The 26,508-nt window shown below is 67.0% G+C and carries 29 protein-coding genes; 10 read left to right on the top strand and 19 right to left on the bottom strand.

Translation table 11 applies throughout. From position 1 onward, the window contains the following. Window positions 1-2 precede the first annotated feature (2 nt). On the top strand, window positions 3-1,142 hold the full coding sequence (locus ACO07I_RS11400) for a CaiB/BaiF CoA transferase family protein (RefSeq protein WP_422017350.1): 1,140 nt from the start codon (window positions 3-5) through the stop codon (window positions 1,140-1,142). 26 nt (window positions 1,143-1,168) lie between these two features. Here the strand turns inward: ACO07I_RS11400 and ACO07I_RS11395 are convergent, their stop codons facing one another. The 4 genes from ACO07I_RS11395 to ACO07I_RS11380 all read right to left on the bottom strand — a co-directional run bounded on the left by ACO07I_RS11395 (window position 1,169) and on the right by ACO07I_RS11380 (window position 4,982). Further along, a complete protein-coding gene (locus ACO07I_RS11395; protein ID WP_422017348.1) occupies window positions 1,169-1,528 on the bottom strand; it encodes a thrombospondin type 3 repeat-containing protein in 360 nt (119 codons plus the stop codon). A 186-nt stretch (window positions 1,529-1,714) separates the two neighbouring features. Next, a complete protein-coding gene (locus ACO07I_RS11390) occupies window positions 1,715-2,032 on the bottom strand; it encodes a hypothetical protein (protein ID WP_422017346.1) in 318 nt (105 codons plus the stop codon). 162 nt (window positions 2,033-2,194) lie between these two features. Next, window positions 2,195-3,718 (bottom strand): amidase, encoded by a 1,524-nt coding sequence (locus ACO07I_RS11385; protein ID WP_422017344.1) that lies wholly within the window; start codon window positions 3,716-3,718, stop codon window positions 2,195-2,197. Window positions 3,719-3,740: 22 nt separating this feature from the next. Further along, entirely contained in the window at window positions 3,741-4,982 is a 1,242-nt protein-coding gene (locus ACO07I_RS11380; protein WP_422017342.1) for an amidohydrolase family protein, read from the bottom strand. Between the two features lie 93 nt (window positions 4,983-5,075). On the opposite strand from ACO07I_RS11380, the gene ACO07I_RS11375 reads away from it, so the two are divergent. From ACO07I_RS11375 to ACO07I_RS11360, 4 genes are read left to right on the top strand one after another with little or no spacing between them, the layout of a single operon-like run. Continuing rightward, window positions 5,076-6,062 (top strand): Bug family tripartite tricarboxylate transporter substrate binding protein, encoded by a 987-nt coding sequence (locus ACO07I_RS11375; protein ID WP_422017340.1) that lies wholly within the window; start codon window positions 5,076-5,078, stop codon window positions 6,060-6,062. A gap of 48 nt (window positions 6,063-6,110) precedes the next feature. Continuing rightward, window positions 6,111-7,271 carry a thiolase family protein gene (locus tag ACO07I_RS11370; RefSeq protein WP_422017338.1) on the top strand — a complete coding sequence of 387 codons (1,161 nt, stop codon included), beginning with the start codon at window positions 6,111-6,113 and terminating at the stop codon, window positions 7,269-7,271. After that, complete coding sequence (locus ACO07I_RS11365) at window positions 7,268-7,702, top strand: Zn-ribbon domain-containing OB-fold protein (protein ID WP_422017336.1); 435 nt, start codon at window positions 7,268-7,270, stop codon at window positions 7,700-7,702. Before ACO07I_RS11370 ends, ACO07I_RS11365 begins: the two co-directional genes overlap by 4 nt. Window positions 7,703-7,731: 29 nt before the next feature. Continuing rightward, window positions 7,732-8,703, top strand: a complete 972-nt coding sequence (locus ACO07I_RS11360) for a Bug family tripartite tricarboxylate transporter substrate binding protein (RefSeq protein WP_422017334.1) — start codon at window positions 7,732-7,734, stop codon at window positions 8,701-8,703. Between the two features lie 9 nt (window positions 8,704-8,712). Here ACO07I_RS11360 and alkB read toward each other — a convergent pair whose 3' ends face one another. Continuing rightward, window positions 8,713-9,354, bottom strand: a complete 642-nt coding sequence (gene alkB, locus ACO07I_RS11355; RefSeq protein WP_422018223.1) for a DNA oxidative demethylase AlkB — start codon at window positions 9,352-9,354, stop codon at window positions 8,713-8,715. A gap of 47 nt (window positions 9,355-9,401) precedes the next feature. On the opposite strand from alkB, the gene ACO07I_RS11350 reads away from it, so the two are divergent. Continuing rightward, the gene (locus ACO07I_RS11350) at window positions 9,402-9,791 is read left to right on the top strand and encodes a c-type cytochrome (protein ID WP_422017332.1); all 390 of its coding nucleotides are present in this window, start codon (window positions 9,402-9,404) and stop codon (window positions 9,789-9,791) included. Here the strand turns inward: ACO07I_RS11350 and ACO07I_RS11345 are convergent, their stop codons facing one another. From ACO07I_RS11345 to ACO07I_RS11325, 5 genes are all read right to left on the bottom strand, one after another. Next, window positions 9,792-10,394: a hypothetical protein gene (locus ACO07I_RS11345; RefSeq protein ID WP_422017330.1), complete on the bottom strand. Its 603-nt coding sequence runs from the start codon at window positions 10,392-10,394 to the stop codon at window positions 9,792-9,794. It lies immediately after the preceding gene. A 32-nt stretch (window positions 10,395-10,426) separates the two neighbouring features. Then, entirely contained in the window at window positions 10,427-11,638 is a 1,212-nt protein-coding gene (locus tag ACO07I_RS11340) for an MFS transporter (protein ID WP_422017328.1), read from the bottom strand. 120 nt (window positions 11,639-11,758) lie between these two features. Continuing rightward, window positions 11,759-12,190, bottom strand: coding sequence for an ester cyclase (locus ACO07I_RS11335; protein ID WP_422017326.1), 432 nt, complete (start codon window positions 12,188-12,190; stop codon window positions 11,759-11,761). Continuing rightward, window positions 12,190-12,915: a class I SAM-dependent methyltransferase gene (locus ACO07I_RS11330; protein WP_422017324.1), complete on the bottom strand. Its 726-nt coding sequence runs from the start codon at window positions 12,913-12,915 to the stop codon at window positions 12,190-12,192. The genes ACO07I_RS11335 and ACO07I_RS11330 overlap by 1 nt, the downstream gene beginning before the upstream one ends. Before the next feature lie 4 nt (window positions 12,916-12,919). Continuing rightward, window positions 12,920-13,489 carry an NADPH-dependent FMN reductase gene (locus ACO07I_RS11325; protein ID WP_422017322.1) on the bottom strand — a complete coding sequence of 190 codons (570 nt, stop codon included), beginning with the start codon at window positions 13,487-13,489 and terminating at the stop codon, window positions 12,920-12,922. Between the two features lie 85 nt (window positions 13,490-13,574). Here ACO07I_RS11325 and ACO07I_RS11320 point away from each other — a divergent pair, with 85 nt between their 5' ends. Beyond that, window positions 13,575-14,048 (top strand): hypothetical protein, encoded by a 474-nt coding sequence (locus ACO07I_RS11320; RefSeq protein ID WP_422017320.1) that lies wholly within the window; start codon window positions 13,575-13,577, stop codon window positions 14,046-14,048. 17 nt (window positions 14,049-14,065) lie between these two features. On the opposite strand, the gene ACO07I_RS11315 is transcribed toward ACO07I_RS11320, so the two are convergent. The 7 genes from ACO07I_RS11315 to ACO07I_RS11285 form a co-directional block, all read right to left on the bottom strand. Then, window positions 14,066-15,166 (bottom strand): ABC transporter permease, encoded by a 1,101-nt coding sequence (locus ACO07I_RS11315; protein WP_422017318.1) that lies wholly within the window; start codon window positions 15,164-15,166, stop codon window positions 14,066-14,068. A 5-nt stretch (window positions 15,167-15,171) separates the two neighbouring features. Continuing rightward, entirely contained in the window at window positions 15,172-16,305 is a 1,134-nt protein-coding gene (locus ACO07I_RS11310; protein ID WP_422017316.1) for an ABC transporter permease, read from the bottom strand. Beyond that, window positions 16,302-18,029, bottom strand: a complete 1,728-nt coding sequence (locus ACO07I_RS11305) for an ATP-binding cassette domain-containing protein (protein ID WP_422017314.1) — start codon at window positions 18,027-18,029, stop codon at window positions 16,302-16,304. The genes ACO07I_RS11310 and ACO07I_RS11305 overlap by 4 nt, the downstream gene beginning before the upstream one ends. Window positions 18,030-18,036: 7 nt before the next feature. Further along, a complete protein-coding gene (locus ACO07I_RS11300) occupies window positions 18,037-19,041 on the bottom strand; it encodes an efflux RND transporter periplasmic adaptor subunit (RefSeq protein ID WP_422017312.1) in 1,005 nt (334 codons plus the stop codon). Between the two features lie 69 nt (window positions 19,042-19,110). Beyond that, window positions 19,111-19,512, bottom strand: coding sequence for a GNAT family N-acetyltransferase (locus ACO07I_RS11295; RefSeq protein ID WP_422017310.1), 402 nt, complete (start codon window positions 19,510-19,512; stop codon window positions 19,111-19,113). Next, window positions 19,509-20,207 (bottom strand): alpha/beta fold hydrolase, encoded by a 699-nt coding sequence (locus ACO07I_RS11290; RefSeq protein WP_422017308.1) that lies wholly within the window; start codon window positions 20,205-20,207, stop codon window positions 19,509-19,511. The genes ACO07I_RS11295 and ACO07I_RS11290 overlap by 4 nt, the downstream gene beginning before the upstream one ends. Window positions 20,208-20,218: 11 nt before the next feature. After that, window positions 20,219-22,147, bottom strand: coding sequence for a potassium transporter Kup (locus ACO07I_RS11285; RefSeq protein ID WP_422017306.1), 1,929 nt, complete (start codon window positions 22,145-22,147; stop codon window positions 20,219-20,221). A 156-nt stretch (window positions 22,148-22,303) separates the two neighbouring features. Between ACO07I_RS11285 and ACO07I_RS11280 the strand changes: the two genes are divergently transcribed. Continuing rightward, window positions 22,304-23,503: a cytochrome P450 gene (locus ACO07I_RS11280; protein ID WP_422017304.1), complete on the top strand. Its 1,200-nt coding sequence runs from the start codon at window positions 22,304-22,306 to the stop codon at window positions 23,501-23,503. Here the strand turns inward: ACO07I_RS11280 and ACO07I_RS11275 are convergent. Next, window positions 23,487-24,266 (bottom strand): HpcH/HpaI aldolase family protein, encoded by a 780-nt coding sequence (locus ACO07I_RS11275; protein ID WP_422017302.1) that lies wholly within the window; start codon window positions 24,264-24,266, stop codon window positions 23,487-23,489. The two genes, ACO07I_RS11280 and ACO07I_RS11275, sit on opposite strands and share 17 nt — an antisense overlap. Window positions 24,267-24,340: 74 nt before the next feature. On the opposite strand from ACO07I_RS11275, the gene ACO07I_RS11270 reads away from it, so the two are divergent. Further along, window positions 24,341-24,967 carry a glutathione S-transferase family protein gene (locus tag ACO07I_RS11270; RefSeq protein ID WP_422017300.1) on the top strand — a complete coding sequence of 209 codons (627 nt, stop codon included), beginning with the start codon at window positions 24,341-24,343 and terminating at the stop codon, window positions 24,965-24,967. 100 nt (window positions 24,968-25,067) lie between these two features. Beyond that, window positions 25,068-26,042 carry an NAD(P)H-dependent flavin oxidoreductase gene (locus ACO07I_RS11265; RefSeq protein WP_422017298.1) on the top strand — a complete coding sequence of 325 codons (975 nt, stop codon included), beginning with the start codon at window positions 25,068-25,070 and terminating at the stop codon, window positions 26,040-26,042. Here ACO07I_RS11265 and ACO07I_RS11260 read toward each other — a convergent pair. After that, window positions 26,025-26,291, bottom strand: a complete 267-nt coding sequence (locus ACO07I_RS11260) for an usg protein (RefSeq protein ID WP_422017296.1) — start codon at window positions 26,289-26,291, stop codon at window positions 26,025-26,027. The two genes, ACO07I_RS11265 and ACO07I_RS11260, sit on opposite strands and share 18 nt — an antisense overlap. Window positions 26,292-26,508 lie beyond the last annotated feature (217 nt).

The following is a 26,508-nucleotide window of genomic DNA, read 5'->3' as shown; positions in this document are numbered from 1 at the left end:
AAATGGCAGGCGCTCTCGACGGTCTGGTCGTCCTCGACCTCACGACCCATCTCTCCGGTCCCTTCTGCGGCATGCAGCTCGCCGACATGGGCGCCGACGTCATCAAGATCGAAAGCCCGCAGGGCGATTCGATGCGCGGCGCGCCGCCCTTCATCGAGGGCGAGTCGGCGCCCTTCATGCTGTGGAACCGCAACAAGCGGGGCCTCCGGCTCGACCTCAAGAACGAGGACGACCTCGAGGTCTTCTGGGAGCTGGTCGACGGCGCCGACGTGGTGCTCGAGAATTTCCGGCCCGGCGTCATGAAACGGCTGGGTCTCGGCTGGGAGGCGCTGCACGCGCGCAACAAGCGGCTGGTGCTGGGCTCGATCTCGGGCTTCGGCCAGACCGGCCCCTATGCCGGCCGCGGTGGCTTCGACCTGATGATCCAGGCCATGTCGGGCCTGATGTCGGTAACCGGCCCGAAGGACGGCCCGCCTTACCGCATTCCGCTCGCCATCTCCGACGTCGGCGCCGGCCTCTATCTCACCATCGGCGTGCTGAGCGCGCTGCAGGCGCGCCACAAGACCGGTGAGGGCCAGTGGGTCGAGACCTCATTGCTCGAAGCCACCGTGTCGCTGGGCGTCTATGAGGCTGCCAATTTCTTCGCCAACGGCATCCGGCCGGAGAAGCTCGGCCAGGCGCATCGCGGCTCTTCGCCTTATCAGGTTTTCCAGACGGCGGATGGCTGGCTGACCATCGGCGGCGCGCAGCAGAATTTCTTTCGCAGGCTCTGCGCTCTGATCGGCCGGCCGGAACTGCCCGAGGATCCGCGCTTCAAGGCCAACGCCGACCGGGTGAAGAACAACGAGCAGATCGTCGCCATCCTGCAGGCCGAGATCGTCAAGCGCACGACCGACGACTGGATGGCGACGCTGGAGAAAGAGGGCATCCCGGCCGGACCGGTGCTGCATCACGACGAGGTCTTCGCCGATCCGCAGATCCTGGCGCGCGACATGGTGGCCGAGGTCGAGCATGCCAAGGCCGGCAAGCAGAGAACGCTGGGCGTGCCGCTCAAGATGTCGGCGACGCCGGGAAGCGTTCGTCGCCCGGCGCCGATGCTCGGCCAGCACGATTCGGAGATACGAGGTGCGAAGGGCCGCTGAATGGCGGCCGAGCTTTGCTTGGCCTATCACCAGCGCGAGCGCTGATATTTGTCGGGGACGCCGTCGCCGTTGCGGTCGCGGTCGTAGCGGTCGGGGATGCCGTCGCGGTCGCTGTCGCGCATGCGGCGGTAGGGCGGAGGTGGTGACGACACCGGCACGGGCACGTAGCGGGTCTGGGTGATCACCTGCGGCCGGGGTGGCGGCGGTGTGTAGTAGGTCGGGGCCGGCCGGTAGTAGCTCGGCTGGCTGACATAGTTGTTTGAATATCCGTAGTTCGAGCCGTAGCCCGGGCTATAGCCATACGTCGTCGGATAGCCCGACTGTTCAACGCACCCCGCCGTCACCATCACGAGGCCCGCGGCGGCGAGCCAGCTGACGCAGCGCATTCTGTCCCTCCAAGAGGAACGCCCGGTTTCGATGGGGACGTTCCCATGAACGCAGAGTCGCGAGCGACGGCGGCGGGCGGTGGACGCAACGGCGTCTTATTGAAGGCGAGCCGTGATCGAGTGGTGACCGGACGCGGAAACGGCTCTCGGATTTCTCCGGGAGCCGTTCCGCTGATGTCCGGGCGCCTAGCGCTGGAAGGCGTCGGGGATATGGTCGCCGTTGGCGTCGATGTCGCGCCGGTTGGGCACGCCGTCGCGATCATAGTCGCCGTTGGGGCCGCGGCGTCCCTGATAGCCGTAGCGCGGGGCGTTGTTGTAGTTGCCGCTGTTGTTGTAGGCGTAGTTGCCGCCGTAGGCCGGACGGCTGTTGTAGTAGGCGTTGTTGTACGCGGGGCGGCTGTTGTAGCCACTGTTGTAGGCGTACGAATTGTCGTAGCCGGTCTGGGTGCAGGCGGCGGTTGCGGCCAGCAGGCCCGCCGCCATCACGAACTTCAGCTTGTTCATCGCTACCTCCGTTTCGGGTCGAACCGTGTCTCACGACAGGCACTTGTCCCTAGAACGAGGTACGCCGCCCGAAGTGGCATCGGGCGGGCGAAAAGTTGAAGTTTTGTAAAGCGCACCGCCCGGCAACCGCAACGGGTGCCGGGCGTTTCAGGCTCCCCGAGGCTAGAGCGCGCCGGGCGCCGGGCCGCGCGCGACCTTGGCGTTGAGCTTGGGCGGATGCGTGACGATCGACTTCAGCGCCGGCACCGGCTTGTGCAGCTTGGCGATGTTGGGCAGCGGCCGGGCGAGCACCGGGTTGGTCTTGAACGCCTGCTCCATGGCGTGCGCCGCGCCCAGTACCTCGCCATCGCCGCGGAAGCGGCCGACCACCTGCAGGCCGAACGGCATCTTGTTGCCGTCGACGCCGCACGGGAGCGAGACAGCGGGGTTCGACGTCAGGGTGACGAAGTACTTGGTGGCCATCCAGTGGTAGTAGGTGCCGAGCTTCTTGCCGTCCATCTCCTCGATGTAGAGCTGCTTCCAGGGGAAGGGCGAGAAGCCGACGGTCGGACCGATGACCAGGTCGTACTCCTTGTAGATCTCCTGGAAGGCGCGGAAGATCCGCGTCTGCTCGCCATGCGCCCAGGCGAAGTCGGCCAGGCTGAGCTTCGCGCCGAGCTCGTAGTTGGCGATGATGTTCGGCCCGAGCATCTCGCGATTGTTGGTGTAGGCGTCCTGGTAGCGCGACAGGAAGCTCACCGCGCGAATCACGTCGAAGCAGCGGTCGGCGCCGCCGTAATCGACGTCCACCTTGTCGAGGCTGCGGAAGAACGGCTTCATCGCCTTGATCTTCTCGCGGAAGGTCTGGCGGATCGCCTTCTCGACCGGCGCGCCGCCGAAATCCTCGGTGTAGGCGACCCGCAGGCTGCCGAGATCGACCGGCCACGGCTCGGCATAGGCTTCCGGCTCGAGCGGGAAGGACAGCGGATCGCTGTCATGCTGGCCGACCTGCGTGGCGAACAGCAGGCAGACATCGGCGACGTTGCGGCCCATCGGGCCCAGCACCGAGATCGGCGTCCACCCCATGGCGCGCCGTTCGACCGCGACCATGCCCGGCGAGGGGCGGAAACCCACCACGCCGCAGAAGGCCGCCGGGTTGCGCAGGCTGCCGCCGGTGTCCGAGCCGGTGCAGACCGGCAGCATGTCGGTGGCGAGCGCGGCGGCCGAGCCGCCCGACGAGCCGCCGGCGTTCAGCATCGGGTTGAAGGGATTGCCGGTGGCGCCCCAGACCGGGTTGCGGCTGTTCGAGCCGGCGCCGAATTCCGGCACGTTGGTCTTGCCGACGACGATGCCGCCGGCGGCACGCACGCGGCCGACCATGACGTTGTCGTAGCCCGGCACATAGTCGCGATAGAGCGGCGAGCCGTAGGTGGTGAGGAGGTCCTTGGTCTCCTCGAGGTCCTTGATGCCGGTCGGCAGGCCGTGCAGCAGCGGCAGGTCCTCGCCGCGGCGCACCGCGGCCTCGGCGGCCTTGGCTTCCTTGCGCGCGCGGTCGACGCACATCGCGGTCACGGCATTGACGGCGGGGTTCACCTCCTCGATGCGCTCGAGGCAGGCATCGAGCAGCTCGACCGGCGAGATTTCCTTGGTGCCGATGCGGCGGCGCATCTCCACCGACGACAGGGAGACGAGTTCTTCTTTCGACATAGCTTCCTCTTCTTGAAATCGATTACGGCCGGTGCAGCTTGACGGGTTCGCGCGTCACGGTGCGCCGGCCGTTCTTGTAGGCGGCGAGGACCGGCGCGATGGTCCTGAGCGCCATGACGGAATCAGGGGCATCGAGCACGACCAGATCGGCCGGACCGCCGACGGCGATGCCGTAATCGTCCTTGCGCATCAGCCTGGCGGCCGTCTTGGTCGTCATGTCCCACAGCGCTTTGACCTCGTCGTCATTGGCGCGCTGGGTGACGATGGCATGCATGTTGACCTGGCGCAGCAGCTGGCCGTCGCCGAACGGCGTGAACGGATTGAGGATGTTGTTGGAGGCGACCGAGCAGGTGACGCCGCGCTCGGTCAGGAAGTTCAGGTCGAGGACGTTGCGCGGCACGTTGTGGTCGGTGTGGCGGCCGCCGAGATAGAGGTCGGTCGCGGTCAGCACGGTCGCGGCGACGCCGGTGTCGGCCATGCGCCGGGCGACCTTGTCGAGGTCCTTGAACGGCATGGTCGAAAGCTTGCCGACATGACCGACGGCGACCCGGCCGCCCCATTTGTATTTCTCGGTGAGATCGCAGACCAGCAGCGTGTCGAGATGCTCGGCCGTGGGGCCGCTGTCGACATGCATGTCGATATCGGCATCGAACTCGCGTGCCAGTTCGAAGACGCGATGGATCTGGGCGGCGCTGTCGCTGTCGTAGCTGGGCGCCGCGCCGACGACCCGGGCGCCGTTCTTCAGCGCCTCGACCATCAACTCGTCGGTGCCGGGATTGTTGGTGAGGCCCTCCTGCGGCATCACGCAGAGCTCGATGTCGATCGCCCACTTGTACTTGTCGACCAGTGCCTTCACGCCCTCGAAACCGCGCATCCCGATCTTGGGATCGACCTCGCAATGAGGGCGCATACGGGTGGCGCCGTGGCTGATGCATTTCTCGATGGTGGCCGAGGCACGCTCGATCACGTCCTCGACCGTCATCGTGTGCTTCACCGCCGACACGCGCTCCATCGCGAGATGCGGCATGCGTTTGGTGTTGTGCTCGCAGCGGCCGAGGATGCAGGCCTTGTCGAGATGGATATGGGTGTCGACGAAGCCGGAGCAGACGAGGCGGCCGTGTCCCTTGTATTCTTCCCTGGCGCTGCCGCCCAGCTTCGGCGCTATGGCGGCGATGCGGCCCTGGACGACGCCGATGTCGGTGGTCGGTTGATCGGGCGTACTGTCGGCGAGCCGCACATCGCGCAAGACAAGGTCGAAATCCATCATCACTCCAGTCGCCGGCGGCGGCCGGCACGCATGTTGCACCATGCCGTCGTCCATTAACAGCCCGACGGCCCCGGAGGCTCAGCAAGAACCATGCTTTCTCGACGTCATCTCCTGATCGCCGGCGCCGCCTCCGCCACCGCCGTCGCTTCGCCGGGCATCGCCGCGGCGCAGACTGCCGCCTGGCCGACCAAGCCCATCCGCTGGATCGTCAACTTCCCGCCCGCGGGCGCGGCCGACATCATGTCACGGGCGCTGGCGGAGTATTTCGGCACGAAGCTCGGCCAGCCCATCGTCGTCGAGAACAAGCCCGGCGCCGGCGGCATGCTGGGGGCGGACATCGTCGCCAAGGCGCGCGGCGACACCCACATCGTCATGATCTCCAGCGCGGCGTCGCACGGCATCGGACCCGTTCTCTACAAGGACGTCCCCTACGATCCGCTGGCCGACTTCACGCATATCCACCTGGTCGGCACCTTCCCCAGCGTGCTGGCGGTGAACGGCACGTCGCCGATCGGCTCGGTGCAGGAACTGATCGAGATGGCGCGGGCCAAGCCGGGCGAGGTGACCTACGGCTCGGGCGGCAACGGCACGATGAACCATCTCGTGGGGCAGCTCCTGGCGCTCGCGGCCAAGGCACAGCTCACGCACATTCCCTATCGCGGCTCGGCGCCGGCCATGAACGACCTGATGGGCGGCCAGATCACCGCCCTGATGGAAAGCCTGCCGACGGCGAGCGGTTACTTCGCGTCCAAGCGCATGAAGCCGCTCGCGGTGAGCGAGGACCAGCGCGCGCCGACGCTGCCGGACGTGCCGACCTTTCGCGAGGCGGGATTTCCGGAGGTCGTGGCGACCAACTGGTTCGGCTTTTCCGCGCCGGCCGGAATCCCGCCCGAGATCGCCAAGCGATGGGAGGTGGAAATCGCCGCTGCCCTGCAAAGCGCCGAGATCAAGGAGCGTTTCGACAAGCTCGGCATCCGGCCTGGCACCTTGGGCTCGCAGGGCTACACGGCGCTCATCGCCAAGGAGCTGCCGCGGTGGCGCGAGGTGATCAAGGCGGGAAATATCCGCGCAGACTGATTGCCTCATGCGCCGCTTCCGGCACAATGCGCGCCGGAGGAAATCAAGATGGTGCATCCGCTTCGCGACAAGGCGGCCGTCAGCGGCATTGGCGAGACCGCTTACACGCGCGGCACGACCAAGAGCGGGCTCGCGCTGCAACTCGAGGCCAGTCTCAGGGCGCTCGACGATGCCGGGATCGACCCGCGCGACGTCGATGGCGTGATCCCGTACTTTCCGGGCGGTGCGATTGCCGAGGACTTCATCGCCAATCTCGGCCTGAAGGATCTCACGCTCTCGGCCTTCATTCCGATGGGCGGTGCCACCTGCGTCGCCGCCATCCAGATGGCGGCGATGGCGGTGACGACCGGCGTCTGCAAACACGTGCTGATCTCGGTCGGCCGTACGGGCTACTCCGGCTCTCGCGTGTCCACGCGCCTGCAGCAGTTCCCGGTGTTCGCGCAGGCGGCCGAGTTCGAGGCGCCGATCGGCATGTTCGCGCCGGCCCAGCTCTACGCCCAGGGGGCGCGCCGCCACATGGAACTCTACGGCACGACGGCGCGGCAGTTCGCCGAAGTGGCCGTCGTCACGCGCCAGCACGCGATCCTCAACGGCAACGTCGTGATGAACAAGCCGCTGACGGTCGAGGATCATCACGCCTCGCGCATGATCGCCGATCCGTTCCGCCTGTTCGACTGCAGCCTGGAGAGCGACGGCGGCGCGGCGGTCATCATCAGCGCCACCGAGCGCGCGAAGGACCTCAGGAAGCCGCTGGTCACCATCGCCGGCACGGCCGAAGGCCATCCCGACTCGCCGGCGTCGATCGCGCAGCGCCCCGACCTGCTGGAGTTCGGCCTGGTGAAGTCGGCGCCGCGCGCCTTCGCGATGGCGGGCGTCGGACCGAAGGACATCGACGTGGCCGAGATCTACGACTGCTTCACCTTCACGGTGATCCGCCAGCTCGAGATCCTGGGCTTCTGCAAGACCGGCGAGGGCGGCCCGTTCGTGATGGACGGCCGCATCGGCCTGGGCGGCGAGCTGCCGATCAACACCCATGGCGGGCTGCTGAGCCAAGGCCATGTCGTGGGCCTCAACCATGTGATCGAACTCACGCGCCAGCTGCGCGGTGAGGCCGGCCGGGCGCAGGTGAAGGATGCCGAGACCGGCCTCGTCACCGGCTATGGCGACATGGGCGACGGCTCGATCGCGATCCTCAGGAGGGCGGCATGAGCCAGGCTCCCGCGCCGGTCGTTCCGCCGGCCCCCGAACGTCCGCTGCCGACGCCGACCCGCGAAAGCCAGCCCTACTGGGATGGCCTGAGCGATGGACGCTTCCTGCTGCAATACTGCTCGTCCTGCGGCAAGGTCCGGCACTATCCGCGGCCGGTTTGCCCGCACTGCTTCTCGATGGAGAGCGAGTTCAAGGAAGCGCCGCTGGGCGGCAGCCTGCACAGTTGGACGGTGTGCCACCATCCGTTCAACTTCTTTTTCAAGGCGTCGGCGCCCTACATCGTGGCGCTGGTCGACATGGATGCCGGCGTGCGGGTCAATGCGCAGCTGCACGGCATTCCCGAGGCCGAGCTGAAGATCGGCCGGCGTGTGAAGCTCGGCTTCGAGCCGGTCAACAAAGAGGTGACGCTGCCCGTCTTCGTCGCCGAATAGATAAGACAGAGAATCCTGGGAGGAAGAAAATGAAGCGTTCCGTATTCGTGGCGTCGGCCTTGGCCGCGCTGCTGCTGCCGTTTGCCGTCTCGGCGCAAACCGATTGGCCGACCAAGCCGGTCTCGCTGGTCGTGCCCTATCCGCCGGGCGGCGTGAACGACGCCGTGGCCCGCGTCTATGCCGAGAAGCTCTCGGCCGAACTCGGCAAGCCGTTCATCGTCGACAACCGCGCCGGCGCGGCCACCACCGTGGCCTCGAACTTCGTCGCCAAGGCCGCACCGGACGGCTACACGATCTATGCCGCCGGCACGTCGCTGATCATCAACCCGACGCTCACGGGTCAGGTCCAGTACGACCCCAACAAGAGCTTCGAGCTCGTGTCGCTGATGTCGTTCACGCCCTTCATCCTGCACGTGAACGCAGACTTCCCCGCCAAGAACATGGCCGAGCTGATCGCCTACGTGAAAGCCAACCCCGGCAAGTTCAACATCGCGAGCTCGGGCATCGGGGCCACCAATCATCTGGCGGCCGAACTGCTGAAGGCGCAGGCCGGCCTCAACATCACGCACGTGCCCTACAAGGGCGGCGCCCAGGCCGGACAGGACGTGGCTTCGGGCCAGGCCCAGATGATGTTCTCGGCCGCGCTGGAGGCCAAGCCGGTGCTGGCGACGGGCCGAACCCGGGCCATCGCGATCTCGAGCCTCAAGCGGTCGCCCGCCTTCCCCGACATCCCGACCGTGGTGGAGTCGGCAGGCCTGCCCGATTTCGAGGCCGTGTTCTGGCAGGGCATGATCGTGCCGGCCGGCACGCCCAAGGCGATCGTCGACAAGCTGCAGAAGGCGATCGCCAAGATCGCGGCCGAGCCCGAGATGATCGAGCGCTTCAAGCCGCAGGGTGTGGAGATCCGCGCCTCGACACCGGCCGAGTTCAAGACCTTCCTCGAGAAGGAGGAGAAGCGCTGGACGACGCTGATCAAGGACCAGAACATCAAGCCGGAGTAGGCACTCCCGTTAGAGCGCTTTCCGAAGCGTGAGATTGAAGCGGCGGCGTCCGGTCAGCGGATGCTCGCCGCTTTTCAATGTCAGCACGCCGTGATGGAAGAGGCGGGACGCTCCGCCCCAGACGACCACGTCGCCATGCTCCAGCGCGACCTTCCGGACGGGATCGCCGCGCTTCGGTCCCCCGAACTGGAAGGTGGCGGGCAGGCCGAGCGAGACCGAGACGATGGGATGGGCATAATCGGCTTCGTCCTTGTCCTGGTGCAGCGACAGCTTCGTGCCGGGCTCGTAGCGGTTGATCAGGCAGGCGTCGGGAACGAAGGTCGCGAACCCCGCCGCGCTTGCCGCTTCGTCGGCCAGCGCGAGGAACCCGGCTGGCATTGCTGGCCACGGCGCGCCGCCGTATGGGTCGTGCGCCTGATAGCGATAGCCGGTTCGATCCGTGACCCAGCCGGCGGCACCGCAATTGGTCATCGCCACGGACATCTCGAAACCGCCGGGCGTCACCATGCGCCGGAACGGCGCCTGGGCCGCGATCTCGTCGATCGCCGCCAACAGCGCGAGATCACGCTTTCGTGCGAATCCCCGCAACAGCGTGGCGCCGGGCGCCAGCGCCTCCTTTCCGCCATCTGGGTCGAACAGGCTTTGCTGCATCGCACCGATATAGGGCATCTTCCGCCGGAAGCATCAGGAGTAGCGTGATGAGGAACTGGATCACTGCCGCCGCTGTGATCGTCGCCGGCACGGCGACCGCGGCCGGCCCCGCCGCCGCGCAATCGGGTGAGGCCTCGAAGGGCCAGCGCGTCTTCAACACCCAGTGCAAGTCGTGCCACACTGTGGAGAAGGACGGCGCGCAGGTCACGGGCCCCAACCTGCACGGTCTGTTCGGCCGCAAGGCCGGCACCAGCGCGGGCTATGCCTATTCCGATGCGATGAAGAATTCCGGCATCGTCTGGGATGAGACGACGCTCGCCGAATACAACCGCGATCCCAAGGGCAAGGTGCCCGGCACCAAGATGCTTTACAACGGCGTGAAGAACGCCGGCCAGCTCGCCGACCTCATCGCCTATCTCAAGGAAGCGACGAAGTAGTCAGCGCGTCATCGCGTCCACCAGATCGTTTAGGGAGGCGTCGGCCGCCACCGGGTCCGCCTTCGTGCCGTTCCACTCCAGCCAGATGGAGAGGAAGTGGTTGCGATAGCCGGTCACCGCCAGCGTCGAGTGGATCTGTACCAGGGTCGTCGGGATGACTGCCCGCAGCGTGACGCAGCGAAAGGAAATCCCACCCGGGGAACATTCGGCCGGGCCGTTCACGATCTTCAACCCGTCGGCTTCCGGTGTGAGCTGGCGGATTTCACCAAGAAGCTGGTCGAACTGTTCTGCAACAAGCGTGCTGTCGGCCCCGGACGGTATCGAGGCCATGCCACCGTTGAAGATATTGACCCGGGCTACGCCATCGAGCGGCGGTGCCACGAGGTAGGTCAGGCTATAGCCCAACTCCGGCTTTGCTTCGCTCCGCCCATGGTCGATCGATCGCACCAGTCGGAAATCGCGGCCGACGATGGACGGAAACTTCAGGCCGGTTGCTGGATGGATCGCGGGCGCGCGCGAAGTCGCCGATCCCGCGGGTTGGGCGATGGTCGGCGCCGCAGAGACGGCCAGCATGAGGATTGCCGCCAAGATACGCGCCGTCATCGCAACCACGGATTCTCCCTTTCGGGGGCACTCTACCCGCGTGCCGTGAAACTGTCGCGCGCCCGCACATAGGCGAACGAGCCCAGCACGAGTCCGGCGGCGAGGACCCCGAACACCCAGCGATAGGCCGTGTCGCCGGCCCCGAAGGCCTCGACGATGTAGCCGGCGGTGGCCGGCAGCACGGCGAGACCCAGGCATTGCGCCATGTTCACGGTGGTGACGCCGCGACCGGCCAGCCGGTCGGGAAACAGCGCGCGGCCCTGCGCCACGATCACCGTCCCGTAGGCGCAGAAGAAGCAGAAGGCGATCAGCAGCGAGACCGCGAGCCAGAGCGGCGGATGGGACAGCGCGGCCAGGATCGCCAGCAGTACCATGGAGATCGCCGCGCCGCCGAACACCACGCGCTTGCGCGAGCGCAGGACCCGATCCATCGGTCCATAGGCCAGGATGCCCAGGATCTGCGCCACGCCCATGGCGAGCAGCACGTTGCCGCGGGCGACACCGTCGAGCTTGTGCACGTCGTAGAGATAGGGACCGCCCCACACGCCCAGCACCGTCAGCATCGTGGCGTAGGCGAAGAAGTGCATGGAGAGCACCGGGCCGAGGCCGGGCGTGCGCCAGACTTCCCACAACCCGCGCAGGATCTGGCCCGGCGATTCGCGCGCGGGCTCGGGTCCGCGATACTCCGGCGGCCGGTCCTGCACGAAGACCAGGAAGCCGACGGCCACCAGCAGCGTGACGACGGCGAGCCCGAGGAAGCCGCTGCGCCACCCCACCGTGGCCGCGATCCAGGCGAGCGGCGTGGCGGCCGCCAGGGTGCCGATGTTCGAGGCCGCGAACACCCAGGAGAGGCGCGTCGAGAGCTTCGCCGGCTCGAACCAGCGCGAGCACAGGAACACCACCGACATGAACGAGGCGGCACAGCCCACGCCCACGATGGTGCGGCCGGCGATCAGGTCTCCCGCGTCGCTCGCATTGGCGATCCACAGCGAGCCCAGCATGGCGAGCAGGGATAGCGCGGCCACCGTCCGGCGTGCGCCGAACCGGTCGAACCATAGCCCGACCGGGATCTGCACCGCGAACAGGGCGAAGAAGAATGCGCTGCCGGCCCAGCCGAGCTGGCGCGCGCTCAGGTCGAGGTCGCGCACCAGCTCGGGCGCGATCACGCTGTTCGACACGCGATAGAACTGGCTGAGGCAGGTGACGGCGATCAGCAGGATGAGGAGGGGCAGTCTCGACGCCATGGCCCGGCTTGCTACCACGGATGCGACGAACATTCCTTCGGTCTGGACCGAAGGATCATCCGGCAATTCCGTCGTCTCAAGCGGGTCGCCATTTCGAGCCGACCCTTGGCCGATCTCGTCCTAGTCGAGGCTCTTGCCGTCGATTTGCTTGTCGAAGGCGAGGTCGTCATTGAGGCACCATTGCTCGGCGACAAGGCCGTTCTCGATGCGGAAGATCGAGAGTTCGTCGACATGGATCGCATGGCCGGTCGGCGCGCGTTTGCCGAAGGGGCCGAGATGGGTTCCCGTCGAGTGATAGCGCACGGCGACCCGGTCGCCGTCGATGATCATGTCGTCGATATGTTCGCGCCAGTCGGGAAAACCGGCGCGGATGCGTTCGATGGCGCGGCGGATGCCGTCGTGCCCGTCGCGATTCTCGCCTTTGCCCCAGCCCTTGGGCATATGCGCCACGAAGTCGGCGGCATAGATTTCCGGGACCGCGTCGAGTTCGCCGGTGCCCCAGATCTCGTGCAGTCGCTCGATCAGTTCGCGGGCCTGTTCGCGGGTCGTCATCAGTGTGCTGCCATCAAAAGAAAAGAGGGGCGTTCGTCGGCACCCGCCCAGTCGGGATGGGCGGCAACGTCGTCCGCGCTCGCGGACCATTCTTCCAGACGCGCGAGGGTGAAGCCGCTCTCGATCAGCAGGTTGACGTAGCGGGCGAGGGTGCGGTGCTGCTTGATCACGCCCTTGGCCAGCCAGTCGGTCGAGCGAGCGCCTTCCTCGTGATAGCGGTTCAACGGCCAGGCGAAGCGGCCGTCGGGATCGCGGGTCCAGCCAGGGCGGCCGGGCGCGGTGTACATCGGATGCTCGACCGAGAAGACGAAGCGGCCGCCCGGCGCGAGGCCACGGCGCACTTGTTCGAACAGGCCGCGCAGGTTCTCGACATAGTGGAAGGCGAGAGAACTGTAGACGAGATCGAACACGCCCTCGGCCAGGGCGAGCGTTTCGAGGTCGGCGCGTTCGTAGCGGATCGCGGGATCGGCCGTGGTTTCGCGCGCCCGCGCCAACATGTTCTCCGACACGTCGAGGCCCTGCACGGAGGCGGCCCCGGCCTCGCGAGCCCAGCGGCAGAACCAGCCGAAGCCGCAGCCGAGATCCGCGACCCGCTGTCCCTGCAGGTCGGGCAGCATCGACTGCAGGGTCGGCCACTCCGGCGCGGCCGCCAGCCCTTCCACGGAACGCGGAAGGCGGCTGTAGCCCGCGAAGAACGCGGCGGTGTCGTAGATGTTCTGCGTCATCGACCTATTTGACGGCAGCGGCGGCCTTGGCCTGGCGGCAGGCCAGCGCCAGTGCGGCGCCGAGATCGCCGAGCAGCTTGCCCGTCATCTCGTCGGTGAGTTTGCCGTCGGCGAACTTGTTCTGCGCCTGGGCGATCATGACCTCGGGCTTGTTGACCGGACGGCCGTCGAGGAACACCAGCGTCTGGCGGAGCTGGTACTGCGCGCGCGCCGTGCCGAGGACGCCCATCGAGGCGCCGAACAGGGCGACCGGCTTGGCGGCGAAGGGCTGCGGAGTCATGCGCGACAGCCAGTCGATGGCGTTCTTCAGCACGCCCGAGATGCCGTAATTGTATTCCGGGCTGACGAGGACGATGCCGTCGGCCTCCAGCATGGCCTTCTGCGCCGCCTGGACCTTGTCGGGGAAGCCCTTGGCCTGCAGATCGGCGTCGTAGAGCGGCCAGTCGCCGATCTCGATCGTGTCGCACGTGGCGCCGGCCGGCAGCCGCTCGACGAAGGCGTGCAGCGACAGGCGGTTGAAGGAGGCTTTGCGCAGGCTGCCGCAGAAGGCGACGAGTTTCAGGGTCTCGGACATGCGAAGGGTTCCTTTGTCAGCGGGTGCGTGGGCGGCTACATAGGTTGCGCTTGGAAAGTTGGCAAACCCGGGAGCAGGGCTAAAGATGATGCGATCCGTATTCGTGGCTGCCGGCGTAGCGGTCGCCGCATGGTCCTTTTCGCTGCCGGCTTTCGCGCAGGACCAGCCGCCCGACAAGTGGGTCATGTACTGCTCTTCGGAGGGCGGCAAGGATTGCGGCGCGCAGGCGACGATCGACGGCAACAGCCTGCTCGGCCAGTTCCTCGTGATGCGCTACTCGGCGGCCTACAACAAGATTTCCGTGGTCGGCGACGGCCAGGGCGTGCGGGCCAGCATCCAGGTCGATTCGAACCCCTTCATCTCGACCAGCATCTGCGGGCAGGGCATCTGCCAGTTTGACGAGGGCAAGTCGGCTGAACTGCTGCAGCAGCTGCGTACGGGCTCGCAGATCCAGGTCCAGCTCCAGTTGCAGGACACGATGGCGGGACCGTTCATGCAGTCTCTCAAGGGCTTCGAACGCGAGCTGCAGAGGGCGATCCAGGCGCAACGCGGCGGTTGATCGACGAAGCGCGTCGCCTACTCGAGGCGGCGCGAGAACAGCCAGGTCGCATAGCCCAGCGTGACGCAGCCGATCAGCGCCATGGGCCAGAGCTGGGGCCAGGCGAGCGCCCACGGGAGATCCTGCAGGAAGATCCCGCGGCTCAGGGTCACCATGTAGCGGATCGGATTGAGATGCGTGAGAGCCTGTGCCCAGTCGGGCATGTTGGCGATCGGGGTCGTGAAGCCGGACAGCACCATCGCGGGCGACAGGAACAGGAACACGCCGAGGATCGCCTGCTGCTGCGTCTTGGCCACCGATGAGATGACCAGGCCTATCCCCACCGCGGACAGGACGAAGATCGCGATGGCGACGTTGAACAGGACGACGCTGCCGACGAAGGGCACGCCATAGGCGAACCATGTCAGCGTGGCGATCAGGTTGGCCTCGACGAAGCCGATGCAGAGTGCCGGGACGGTCTTGCCGACCAGGATCTCCATGGGGCGCAACGGCGTGACGAGGAGCTGCTCGAAGGTGCCGAGCTCGCGCTCGCGGGCGACCGAGAGCGCCGTGATCAGCAGGGTGGCCACGATGGTGAGCAGCACCGTCAGGCCCGGCAGGATGAACCAGCGGCTGTCGAAATTGGGATTGAACCAGGCGCGCGGGTGAATGCTGAGTTCAGCGGCGGCCTGGCCGGCTCGGGCGAGGTTGTAGCTTTCGACGATGCCCAGCGCATAGCTCTGCAGGATGAGGGCGGCGTTCGACTTTCGCCCGTCGAGCAGCAGCTGGACGCGGGCCGGGCGGCCGGCGGCGACGTCCGCCGAGAAGGTCTGGCCGACATGCAGCACCGCCTTCACCTTTTGCGCGTCGAGCGCCTCCTGGACGGCCTGCGGATTGTCGAAACGCGCGACGACGTGGAAGGCGGGCGAGGCCTCGAAGCGGCTGACCAGTTCCTGCGTGGGCTGCGCCCGGTCCTCGATCCACAGGCCGAGCGCGGCATCCGTGACCTCGAACGTGGCGGCGCTCGCGAACAGGATGAGCTGCACCAGCGGCGGGACGACGAGAACCATGCGGCTCTTGCGGTCCTTCCACAGCATCTTGAATTCCTTGAGGATCAGCGCGGCGATGCGGCGCCACATGGTCGTTACTCCAGGCTGCGGCGGGTGCGGGCGATGGCCAGCGCGAGAAACAGGACGGCGAAGCCCACCAGCATGGCGAGGTTGGGCAGCAGCACGGGCCAGACCGTACCGGCGAGGAACAGGGTCTGCAGGCTCGACACGAAGTAGCGGGCCGGAAAGACCGTCGTCACCATCTGCACCCAGCGCGGCATGCTCTCGATGTCGAACATGAGGCCCGACAGGATCAGCGCCGGCATGAAGGTGACGAGGAAGGCGAGCTGGGCCGCGACGAACTGGCTGCGCGCGACCGTCGAGATCAGCAGGCCCATCGCCAGGGAGACGATGAGGAACACCGAGGAGACGGCAACGAGCACCTCGGCGGAGCCCCGGAACGGCACCTCGAAGACGACCAGGCCGATGAAGACCGAGACCGCGAGGCCGCCAAGGCCCAGCACGAAATAGGCGACCAGCTTGCCCAGCAGGATTTCGGTCATGCTGGCCGGCGAGGCGAGCATGGCCTCCATCGTGCCGCGCTCCCATTCGCGCGCCACCACGAGCGCGGTCAGCAGGGCGCCGATCATGGTCATGACCATTGCGATGAGGCCGGGCACGATGAAGTTGGTGCTGCGGATCTCGGGATTGAACCAGTAGCGGTTCTCGACCGTGATGGGGGCCAATGCGGGCTGGGCGCGGTCGCGCCGGTGGCCCAGCAGCCACGTCGCCACGACGCCCTGGGCATAGCCGGTGACGATGCGGGCATTGTTGGCATCGACGCCGTTGACCACGATGGCGATGTCGGCGGCGCGGATCGGATCGGCCACGCGCCGCGAGAAATCGCTGCGCAGCACCACGAAGCCTTCGATGTCGCCGCGCATCAGGGCGGCTTCGGCCGCCTTCGATGTGAGGAAGGAGAAGGGACGGAAGTAGGGCGTGTTGGCAAAGGCCTGGAACAGGCCCGCCGATTCGACGCTGCGGTTCTCGTCGACGATCCCGAAGCGCACATTGCGGGCGTCGAGCGAGATGCCGAAGCCGATCAGCAGGAGCAGCACCACCGGCATCACGAGCGCGATCGCGATCGAGGAAGGGTCGCGCACGATCTGCACGAACTCTTTGTGCAGCAGCCCGGCGAAGCGACGGAAGAAGGTTTGGGGCGATGTCATGCGGCGGCCGCGCCTTGCCGTTCCATGTCATGCTCGCGGATCAAGCCTACGAACGCGTCTTCGAGCGTCGGCTCCGGCAGGTCCGCCGTGACGAACCGCTCCTTCATCGCATCCGGACTTCCGGAGGCGATCATCCGTCCCGCATAGACGATGCCCAGCCGGTCGCAGTACTCGGCTTCCTCCATGAAATGCGACGTCACCAGCACGGTGACGCCGCCCTCGGCCAGCGCGCCGATGCGCGACCAGAATTCGCGCCGCATCAGGGGATCGACACCCGATGTCGGCTCGTCGAGGAACAGAACCTGCGGTTCGTGCAGGAGCGCGCACCCGAGCGCCAGGCGCTGCTTGAAGCCGAGCGGCAGGGCCCCCGCTTCCAGGTCGGCGACGGCCGCAAGGTCGAAGCTCTCGATCGTCCAGGCGATGCGGCTCGACCGGCGCTGGCCGGCGAGGCCATAGACGCCGCTGAAGAAGTCGAGATTGTCGCGAACCGACAGATTGCCGTAGAGCGAGAATTTCTGGGACATGTAGCCGATGCGTTCGCGCGCCGTGGCCCGGGCGCGGCCGAGATCGACGCCGGCGACATGCGCCGAACCGGCGCTCGGCGCCAGCAGGCCGCAGAGCATGCGAAAGGTCGTGGACTTGCCCGCGCCGTTGGGCCCGAGCAGCCCGAAGATCTCGCCGGGCTTGACCGTGAAGCTCACTTTGTCGACTGCCCGGAACCTCCCGAAGTCGCGCGTGAGGTCGCGGGCCTCGATCGCGATACCGTCGGTGGAGAGAGCTGAGGTCGCCTGCATCGCCGGCGCTGCGACCGGCGGGCGCTCGGCCAGGAGCAGGCTCACGAACGCGTCCTCGAAGCGCGGCCGCGTCGGACGTGCGAGCGAGCTGGTGCCGACGAGTTTCGCGACGTCGGGCAACGCGCATCCCTCCTTGAGCACGAGCCGGAGGCTGCGGCCCTGGATGGTGGCGTCGGCAACCGACGGCAGCGCCGCTGCGGCACGCTGGATGCGATGCCGCTGTCGCTCGGGCAGGTCGATCAGGAAGGTGCGCCCCTCCAGCCGGCGGGTGAAGTCGGCAGGATTGCCGGAGGCGAGGAGGCGGCCACCATCGAGCAACAGGAAGCTGTCGCACCGTTCGGCTTCGTCCAGGTAGGCGGTGCTCCAGACGATGGCAACGCCGGTGCCCGCCATCGTCCGCACGATGCGCCAGAGTTCGCGGCGGGAGGCGGGATCGACGCCGGCGCTCGGTTCATCGAGCAGCAGCAGCTTGGGCCGGGGCAGCAGGGCGCAGGCGAGCCCAAGCTTCTGCTTCATGCCGCCCGAGAGCTGCCCCGCCAGCCGGCGGGTAAAGGGTGCAAGGCCGGTGAACTGCAGCAGCGTCGCGAAGCGCTCGCCGCGGGCTGCCGCGTCCAGATCGTGCAGGTCCGCCTGCAGGTTCAGGTTCTCCTGGACCGTCAGATCCTCGTAGAGGCCGAAGCGCTGCGGCATGTAGCCGATATCGCCGCGCACCGCGTCGCGTTCCGTGGCCGGATGACCGAGGATCTCCAGCGTTCCCTTGTCCGGCGTGAGCAGGCCGGCAACGAGCCGCAGAAGCGTCGTCTTCCCGGCGCCATCCGGACCGACGAGACCGGTGATCTGGCCGGCGGCGATCGTGGCGGTCACGTCGGTCAGGGCGGCCGTTGTCCCGAAATTCTTGCTGAGGTCGGTGAGTGTGACCGTTGCGGGCATGGCCGGCCTAGCCGGCGCCGAGCGGCACGCGGACCGTGACCGGCATGCCCTGGCGCAGGCGATCGTCGGGGTTCTTGACGAACACGCGCAGCCGATAGACGAGCTGGGTCCGCAGTTCGGTGGTCTCCACGGTCTTCGGCGTGAACTCGGCCGTGGGCGATATGAAACCGATCCAGCCTTCGTAGGGGCGGGTCGGATCGGTGTCGGTGACGACCGTCACCACCATGCCGGGCCGTATGCGACCGAGATCGGGCTCGGAGACGTAGGTGCGGACCCAGACCTTGTCGACGAGCGACACGGTGAAGATCGGATTGGCGGGGCTGACCATTGCGCCCGGCTCGACGATTCGGCTGAGCACGATCCCGTCGGCCGGCGATTTCAGCACAGTGTCGGCAAGCCGCCGCTCCGCCAGCGAAAGAAGCGACTCTTCCGACCTCAGCAGGGCCTTGGCCTGCTCGATATCCTCGCGGCGGGGGCCGATCTCGGTCAGTCTTGCAGCCTGTTGCGAAATGTCGAGGCGCGCGCGCGCCGAATCGTAGCCGTTCTTGGCCTCGTCATAGAGCTGGCGCGAGACGTTGCCGCCGGCCAGCAACTCGGTCCGGCGCTTGAGGAGGAGTTCGGCGTCGACGACGGCGGCCTTGTTGGCATCGACCTGGGCGCGATCGCGGGCGATCTCCTCGGGACGGCTGCCGGTTTCGAGGCGCTCAACCGCCGCCCGTTGTGCCTCGACCCGGGCACGGGCCAGCGAAGCGGCGTCGCGATAGGTGTCGGCTTCCAGCACCGCCACGGTCTCGCCTTCCTTCACTGCGTCGCCTTCCTCCTTGCGCAGCTCCTGGAGACGGCCGGTGGCGTTGAAGGCGAGATCGACCTGGCGGATGTCGACATTGCCGTACAGGGTGAGGAAGGTCGGTTGCGCCCGCGGCCAGTAGCGGTAGGCGGCGCCCCCGCCGGCGGCCAGCGCCACGACGAGCAGCGCGACCAGGAGCGGCCAGCGGCGGCGAGACTGGGGCATTCCGTACTCCACGCATCGATTGCTGCGCGGAGACCTAGAACCAGTCGGCGTTTCGCTCCTTGATGTCGGTCAAGCCTGCCGGCGATAGAGGAAGCAGTTGTCGGCCTTGGGCATCTTGATGCCTTCGTAGAAGGTCATCGCCGTCGGCGCGGAGAGGAGCAGGGTGGTCGTGTTCGGACCACCGGCTTCGGTGCGGGTCATCTCGATCAGGTGGCGGCCGATTCCCTGGCCATGGCAGGCCTTGTCGACTGCGAGGTCCGACAGATAGCAGCAGAAACAGAAGTCGGTGAGCGAGCGGGCGAAGCCCACGAGCTTGCCGTCCTGACGCGCGGTCAGGATCAGGTTGGCCTGCTTCAGCATCTGCTCGATGCGGGGGCGGTCGGTGATCGGGCGGTTGAGGCCCGACTTGGCCACCACGTCGATATATTCGTCGGCACCGAGATCGTCCTCGCGGGCGTAGATCGTGTTCATTGCGTCAGCCATCTCCTCAGGGCGGCCGAAACCTCGGCCGGTTTCTCCAGCGGGGTCATGTGTCCGGACTCGTCGATGACCTGGAGGCGGGCGTTGGCGATGTCGCTGGCCATCTCCTGCGCACGCGCCAGGGGCGTGACGCGATCCTGGCGGCCCACGATCACGAGCGTTGGAATCTCGATTTCGACCAGGAGCGGCCGGCTGTCGGCGCGGCCCAGGATCGCCTGCTGCTGGCGCACGAAGCCGTCGCCGCCGATGTCGCACGCCATGTCGAAGAGCGGCTGCGTGATGCTCTCGTCGGTGACCCTCGACGGATGGACTAGCTGCGGCAGCAGGGTCGGGTGAATGCCGTGGAAGCGACCGATCTGCGTCTGCTCGATGAAGCCCCGCCGCCGCGCGGCCGTCTCGGGCGAATCGGGGGCGGCCTGGGTGTCGATCAGGGCGATGCGCTCGACCCGCTCTGGTGCGCGGCGGAAAATCTCGAAGGCAACGTAGCCGCCCATCGAGAAGCCGCACAGGGCGAAGGTCGGCGGTGCCGCGGCCAGTGCAGCCTCTGCCATCGCCGCCATCGTGTCGTGGTGCCAGAGTTCGGGAATGGTGAAGGAGGCGATGTCCGCCAGGGCCTCGACCTGCGGGGCGAAGACGCGGTGCGTGTTGAGCAGGCCCGGCAGCAGCACGAGCGGAGAACGCGACATGGCGGGCGGCCTCAGATCTGAATCTGGTTGCCGAGTTCGATAGCGCGGTTGGGCGGGATACGGAAGAAGGTCTTGGTGGCCGAGGCCGAATGGGAGAGCGAGATGAACCAGTCGCGGCGCCAGCGTCCGAGCCTGGAATGCTGCGACGGCACCAAGGTCTCGCGGCCCAGGAAGAACGACGTCTCCATCTCGTCGTAGGCGATGCCGTGGGGGCGGCAGGCCCGCAGCGCCTCGGGAATGTCAGGCTGTTCGGTGAAGCCATAGTGGGCGATCACCGTATGGAAGCCCTTTCCCAGGCGCTCGACCTCGACGCGGTTGGCGTCGGACACGACCGGCACGTCCATCGTGTCGACCTGCAGGATGATGATGCGCTCGTGCAGGACCTTGTTGTGCTTGAGATTGTGCAGGAAGGCGGCCGGGGTGTGGCTCGCATCGGCGGTCAGGAAGACGGCGGTGCCCGCCACGCGGTCCGGTGCGCGCTCCATGCGCTCAAGGAACTGCTTCAGCGGCAACGAGCCCTCGCTCAGCTCCGTCGCGACGATCTTGCGACCGCGCCGCCAGGTCGTGATCGTGAAGTAGATGAGGAAGGCCACGATCAGCGGCAGCCAGCCGCCATCGGGGATCTTGAGCGCGTTGGCGATGAAGAAGGCGAGGTCGGGGATGGCGAGGAAGCCGAACACCGCCGCAGCCAGCGGCCAGGCCCAACGCCAGACCAGGATTGCGACGGCCATGGCGAGCGCCGCATCGACCAGCATTGCGCCGGTCACGGCAAGGCCGTAGGCGCCGGCCAGCGAGCCGGACGATCCGAAGCCGACCACGAGGGCGATGATGCAGGACATCAACAGCCAGTTCACCCTCGGGATGTAGATCTGCCCGATCGCCGTCTCGGACGTGTGGTGGATCTCCATGCGCGGCAGATAGCCGAGCTGGATCGCCTGCCGGGTCAGCGAGAACACGCCGGTGATCACCGCCTGCGAGGCGATCACGGTCGCCAGCGTGGAGAGGACCACCAGGAAGATCATGTAGTCGTTCGGCACCAGCTCGAAGAAGACCTGATGGATGATGGCCGGGTTCTCGATGATGAGCGCGCCCTGGCCGAAGTAGTTGAGCAGGAGCCCCGGCATGACGATGCCGAACCAGCCGATCCGGATCGGCCTGCGACCGAAATGACCCATGTCGGCGTAGAGCGCCTCCGCGCCCGTGACGGCCAGCACGATCGAACCGAAGGCCCAGAAGATCCCGAATCCCTGGTCCGTGACCAGATAGTAGGCATGGATCGGGTTGATCGCCTCCAGCACCACCGGGTTTTTCGCGATCTGCCACGCCCCGAGGACGCCCAGGACCAGGAACCAGACGAACATGACCGGGCCGAACAGCCGGCCGACATCGGCCGTGCCCCGGGCCTGCAGCATGAAAAGGCCGACCAGGATGACGAGGGCGAGGGGGATGACGAACGGCGTGAAGGCGGGGGTCACCGCCGAGAGACCCTCGACGGCGCTCATCACGGAGATCGCCGGTGTGATCATGGCGTCGCCGTAGAACAGGGCGAGGCCGATCACGGCCAGGATGATGATGCCGATCCGGACCTTCGGGGCCCTCCCGTTCAGCCCGCGGGACGCCAGGGTGGCCAGCGCCAGCACACCGCCTTCGCCCTTGTTGTCGGCGCGCATGATGAGCGCGACGTATTTGATGGTGACGGTGAGCGTGACCGCCCAGAACAGCATGGAGAGGACGCCGAACACATGTTCGGGCGTCGGCGCCATGCCGCTGCCGTGCAGGAATGTTTCGCGCAGCGCGTAGAGCGGGCTGGTGCCGATATCGCCGAAGACGACGCCCAGCGCGCCGACGACGAGCGCCGTCCCCGCCGGATGGTGCGGGGCGGTCGGTGGCGGCGCGGCGTCCGCGCTGGTCTGGGTCTGGGAGGGTTCGGCTGGGGCCATGATGTACGAACGCCGCCTAGGAGGCGGCGCGGCGAGGGTTTGCGCCGACGCATCGGCACTGTCAACGCGCCAAATCGGGGGACCCGGCGACTAATCTCCTTGACTTGCACAGCCCGTGCGGGCCGCCTTGAGAAAACGGGGAAAAGGAAGCGCGCCATGCCGGTCGATGTCAGCCAGCCGCGTCTGTATCGCGAGGATGCCTGGCGCCTGCCATTTGAGCGCCTGCGCCGGGAAGACCCGGTCCACTATCATGCCGAGAGCCCGTTCGGGCCCTACTGGTCGGTCACGCGCTACGCCGACATCATGAAGGTCGAGCTGGATCCGGCGACCTATTCCTCGGCGTCCGAGCTGGGGGGCATCCAGATCACCGACCAGCCTCAGGGCGAGGAACTGCCCAACTTCATCCGCATGGACCCGCCGCGCCATACCGCCCAACGGAAGACCGTCGCGCCCATCGTGGCGCCGTCCAACCTGGCCAACATGGAAGGGCTGATCCGGCAGCGGACCGCCCAGGTGCTCGACGGGCTGCCGCGGGACGAGACGTTCGACTGGGCCGACAGGGTGTCGACGGAGCTCACCGCCATGATGCTGGCGACGCTGTTCGATTTCCCCCAGGCCGACCGCCGCAGGCTCACCCATTGGTCGGACGTCGCGATCTGCAACGTCGAGGCCGAGGACGCGATCGTGAAGACCAACGAGGAGCGGATGGCCGAGCTGAGGCAGATGGCCGAGACGATGGCGGCGCTGTGGCAGGAGCGCGCCGCGCAACCGCCGACCTTCGACCTGATCTCGATGATGGCGCACAGCGATGCCACACGGAACATGTCCACCCGCGAGTTCATCGGCAACTTCGCGTTGCTGATCGTCGGCGGCAACGACACGACGCGCAATTCGATGAGCACCGGCCTGATGGCCATGCTCGAGAATCCCGGCGAAGTCGACAAGGTGCGTGCCGATCCCGGGTTGATGTCGAGCCTGGTATCGGAGACGATCCGCTGGGCCACGCCCGTGATCCACATGCGTCGCACGGCGCGCAAGGATTGCGAACTGGGCGGCAAGCAGATCCGGGCCGGCGAAAAGGTGGTGATGTGGTACGTCTCGGGCAATCGCGACGAAGCGGCGATCGACGAACCCGAACAATTCCTGGTCGGGCGGCCGAAGGCGCGCCAGCATCTCGCCTTCGGCGCCGGCATCCATCGCTGCGTCGGCGATCGTCTGGCCGAGATGCAGATCCGGATCCTGTGGGAGGAGCTGTTGAAGCGCGACCTCGCGATCGAGGTCGTCGCGCCGCCGGTGCGCCTCTACTCCAACTTCATCCGCGGCATCCGCTCGCTGCCGGTCAGGATCCGCGCCTGACCGTCTCGACGCCCGCCGCGAAGGCCTGTTGCAGCAGCCAGACGTCGCCGGCGATCGAGACGAAGTCATAGCCGAGCTTCACGAACTGCGCGGCCTGCTTCGCATCGACGGCGAGGCGGCCGGCAGACTTGCCGTGTTTCTTCGCCGCCGCGATCGTGGCCCGCTCGGCGCTGAGAAAGTCGGGATGATCGAACGCGCCTGGCTCGCCCATGGCGACGGTGAAGTCATTGTGGCCGAGCCACAGCATGTCGACGCCGGGCATGGACGCGATCTCGTCGGCCGCGGCGGCGCCGCGCGGATCCTCGACCTGCAGGATGATGGCGGTGCGTGCGTTCTGTTCGGCGAACCGCGGCAGCAGCGGTTCGGAGCGCATGGCGAAGCGCTCGTGGGCGAGGCCGAGCGCCACGCCGCGCGTTCCGTCGGGCCAGTATTTGGCGGCATCGACCACCGCCCTGGCCTGCTCGACCGACGAGACGATGGGGACCATCACGCCATCGGCGCCGGTGTCGAGCGCCCGCGAGATGTGATGACGCGACTGTGAGGGCACGCGCACGACCAGCGGCAGGTTTGCAGCCTGCATGTAGCGCACGACCTGGCGCACGGTATCGAATCCGAAACCGGTATGCTCCATGTCGAGCACCGCGAAATCCGCGCCTGCGGCTTTCAGGACCTGGCCGATCCCCGGCGTGGCGAACTCGAAAAGGAATGTCCCGATCTTCGTGGGACGGGTGCCGGCGAGCGCGCGAAGTCCGTTGCCTGTCATTGTGGTTTCCCCCTGTCGAAGGGCGATGCTAGCGTGGACCGTACCCACGACACACCTGCTTTAGGGAGAGACTCATGAAGCTCTATTACATGCCCGGCGCCTGTTCGATCGGCATCCATGTCCTGCTCGAGGAGATCGGCAAGCCCTACGACGTTCACAAGGTCGATGGCGCCAAGCAGGAACAGTACGGGCCAGACTTCGTGGCGCTCAATCCGAAGTCGAAGGTGCCGACGCTGCAGCGCGACGACGGCTCCGTGCTGACCGAGTTCCCCGCGATCGCGGTGTGGCTCGCCCGCAAGAATCCCGAGGCCGGCCTGCTGCCGTCCGATGCCGACGGCGAAGCGCGCGCGCTGGAAGCGATGGACTATGCGGTGTCGACCATGCACATGCAGGGCTTCAGCCGCATGTTCCGTCCGGGCAACTACGCGCCGACCGAAGCCGACCACGACAAGGTCAAGGCGCGCGGCAAGGAGATCATGGAGAAGGGCCTGGCGCTGATGGACAAGGCGCTCGAGGGCAAGGAGTACCTCGCGGGCAAGTTCTCGGTCGCCGATGCCGCGCTGTTCTACGTCTCCTTCTGGGCGGCCGGGCGCATGAAGATGCCGCTGCCCAAGAACGTGGCTGTCCACTACGAGCGCATGAAGGCCCGTCCGGCCGTGCAGCGCGTGCTGGAGAAGGAAGGCCTTTCGGCCGCCGCCTGAACGACGTGAGATCCGGGCCGTCCCGCTGTGCGGGGCGGTCCGGGCGCGATCTTGCGACGGCGATCTTCGGTGCCGTCGCGCGCTGAGCTAAGCTCGCGCCATGTCCTTGCCTGCCTCCCTGCGCGACCGCCTCCGCCTGCCGCTGATCGCGGCACCGATGTTCCTCGTTTCCGGCCCGGCCCTCGTGACGGCAGCCTGTCGGGCCGGCGTCGTGGGCTCCTTCCCGACCGCCAACTGCCGCACCGTCGAGGAACTCGATGCCTGGCTGGCCGGCATGGCAGACGACGCCAAGCGCGCCGCCGACAGCGAGGGACGCGCACCCGCGCCTTGGTGCCCGAACCTGATCGTGCATCGCTCCAACCCGCGCGTGCCGGAGGATCTCGCCGCCGTGCTGCGTCACCAGGCTGAGCTCGTGATCACCTCGGTCGGCTCGCCCGAGCCGGTGATGAAGCCGCTCAAGGATGCAGGCTGCCTCGTGCTGGCCGACGTGGCGTCGGTTCGGCATGCCGAGAAGGCGGTGGCGGCGGGCGTCGATGGGCTGGTGCTGCTGACGGCGGGCGCCGGCGGCCAGACCGGCTGGGCCAATCCCTTCGCCTTCGTGCGGGCGGTCCGCGCGTTCTGGGACGGAATCGTGGTGATGGCGGGCGGCATGGCCGACGGTCATGCCGTCGCGGCTGCCCAGGCCTTGGGCTGCGACCTTGCCTATATGGGCACCAAGTTGATCGCCACGCGCGAGAGCCTGGCCAAGGACGCCTACAAGCAGATGCTGGTGGCGAGCCGCCTCGACGACGTGCTGCTCACGCGCGCCTTCACCGGGCTGGAGACCAACATGCTGCGGCCGTCGATCGAAGCGGCCGGCCTCGACCCGGACAAACTGCCGGCGCGCGGCAAGATCGACATTTCCAAGGACATCAATGCGGCCGAACGCGAACGGCCCGACGCCAAGCGCTGGAAGGACATCTGGAGCGCCGGCCATTCTGTCTCGGGCGTCGCCGACGTGCCGTCGGTGGCGGCGCTGGTCGAGCGCACCGCCACCGAATACGACGCCGCGTGCCGCTCAATGCAGCGTGTATAGCCCGCAGGAGAAACGAAATTCGGCCGGTTTGATCAGCTGCGTGTTGGCGACGGTGACCTTGTGCAGCTTGCCGTCGAGATTGCGGTCCCAGAAATCGAGGAACTTGGTGAGGGCGGGGAAACGAGGGGCCAGATCGAGGTTCTGCCAGAGGAAGCTCTGCAGGACGTGCTGGTGATCGGGCATCCAGTAGAGGATTTCGGCGGTCGTGATGCGGTAATCATTGAGCTGCGCAACAAAACTACGATCCATTTAGGCCCTCCTTGACTTGGTGCGCGTCGAAGAATAGTCACGCACCTCTCTCGGAAAATCAGCAAAAATCGTTCCATTTCAAATGCTTAGCAGCAGTCTTGCGTGATTGCTGCTAGTGCGAACCTACTTTGGGAACCTTTCGGGGGCTGCCTTGACTCAGGGACCCGACAACCCTAAATCCCGTGCGCCATTGGCACTCACTCTCTGAGAGTGCTGA

It is taken from the genome of Reyranella sp. (assembly GCF_965227665.1).
Lineage (GTDB): Bacteria > Pseudomonadota > Alphaproteobacteria > Reyranellales > Reyranellaceae > Reyranella.
Note: the sequence above shows the minus strand (reverse complement) of the source record. Positions and strands in the feature narration are given on the sequence as shown.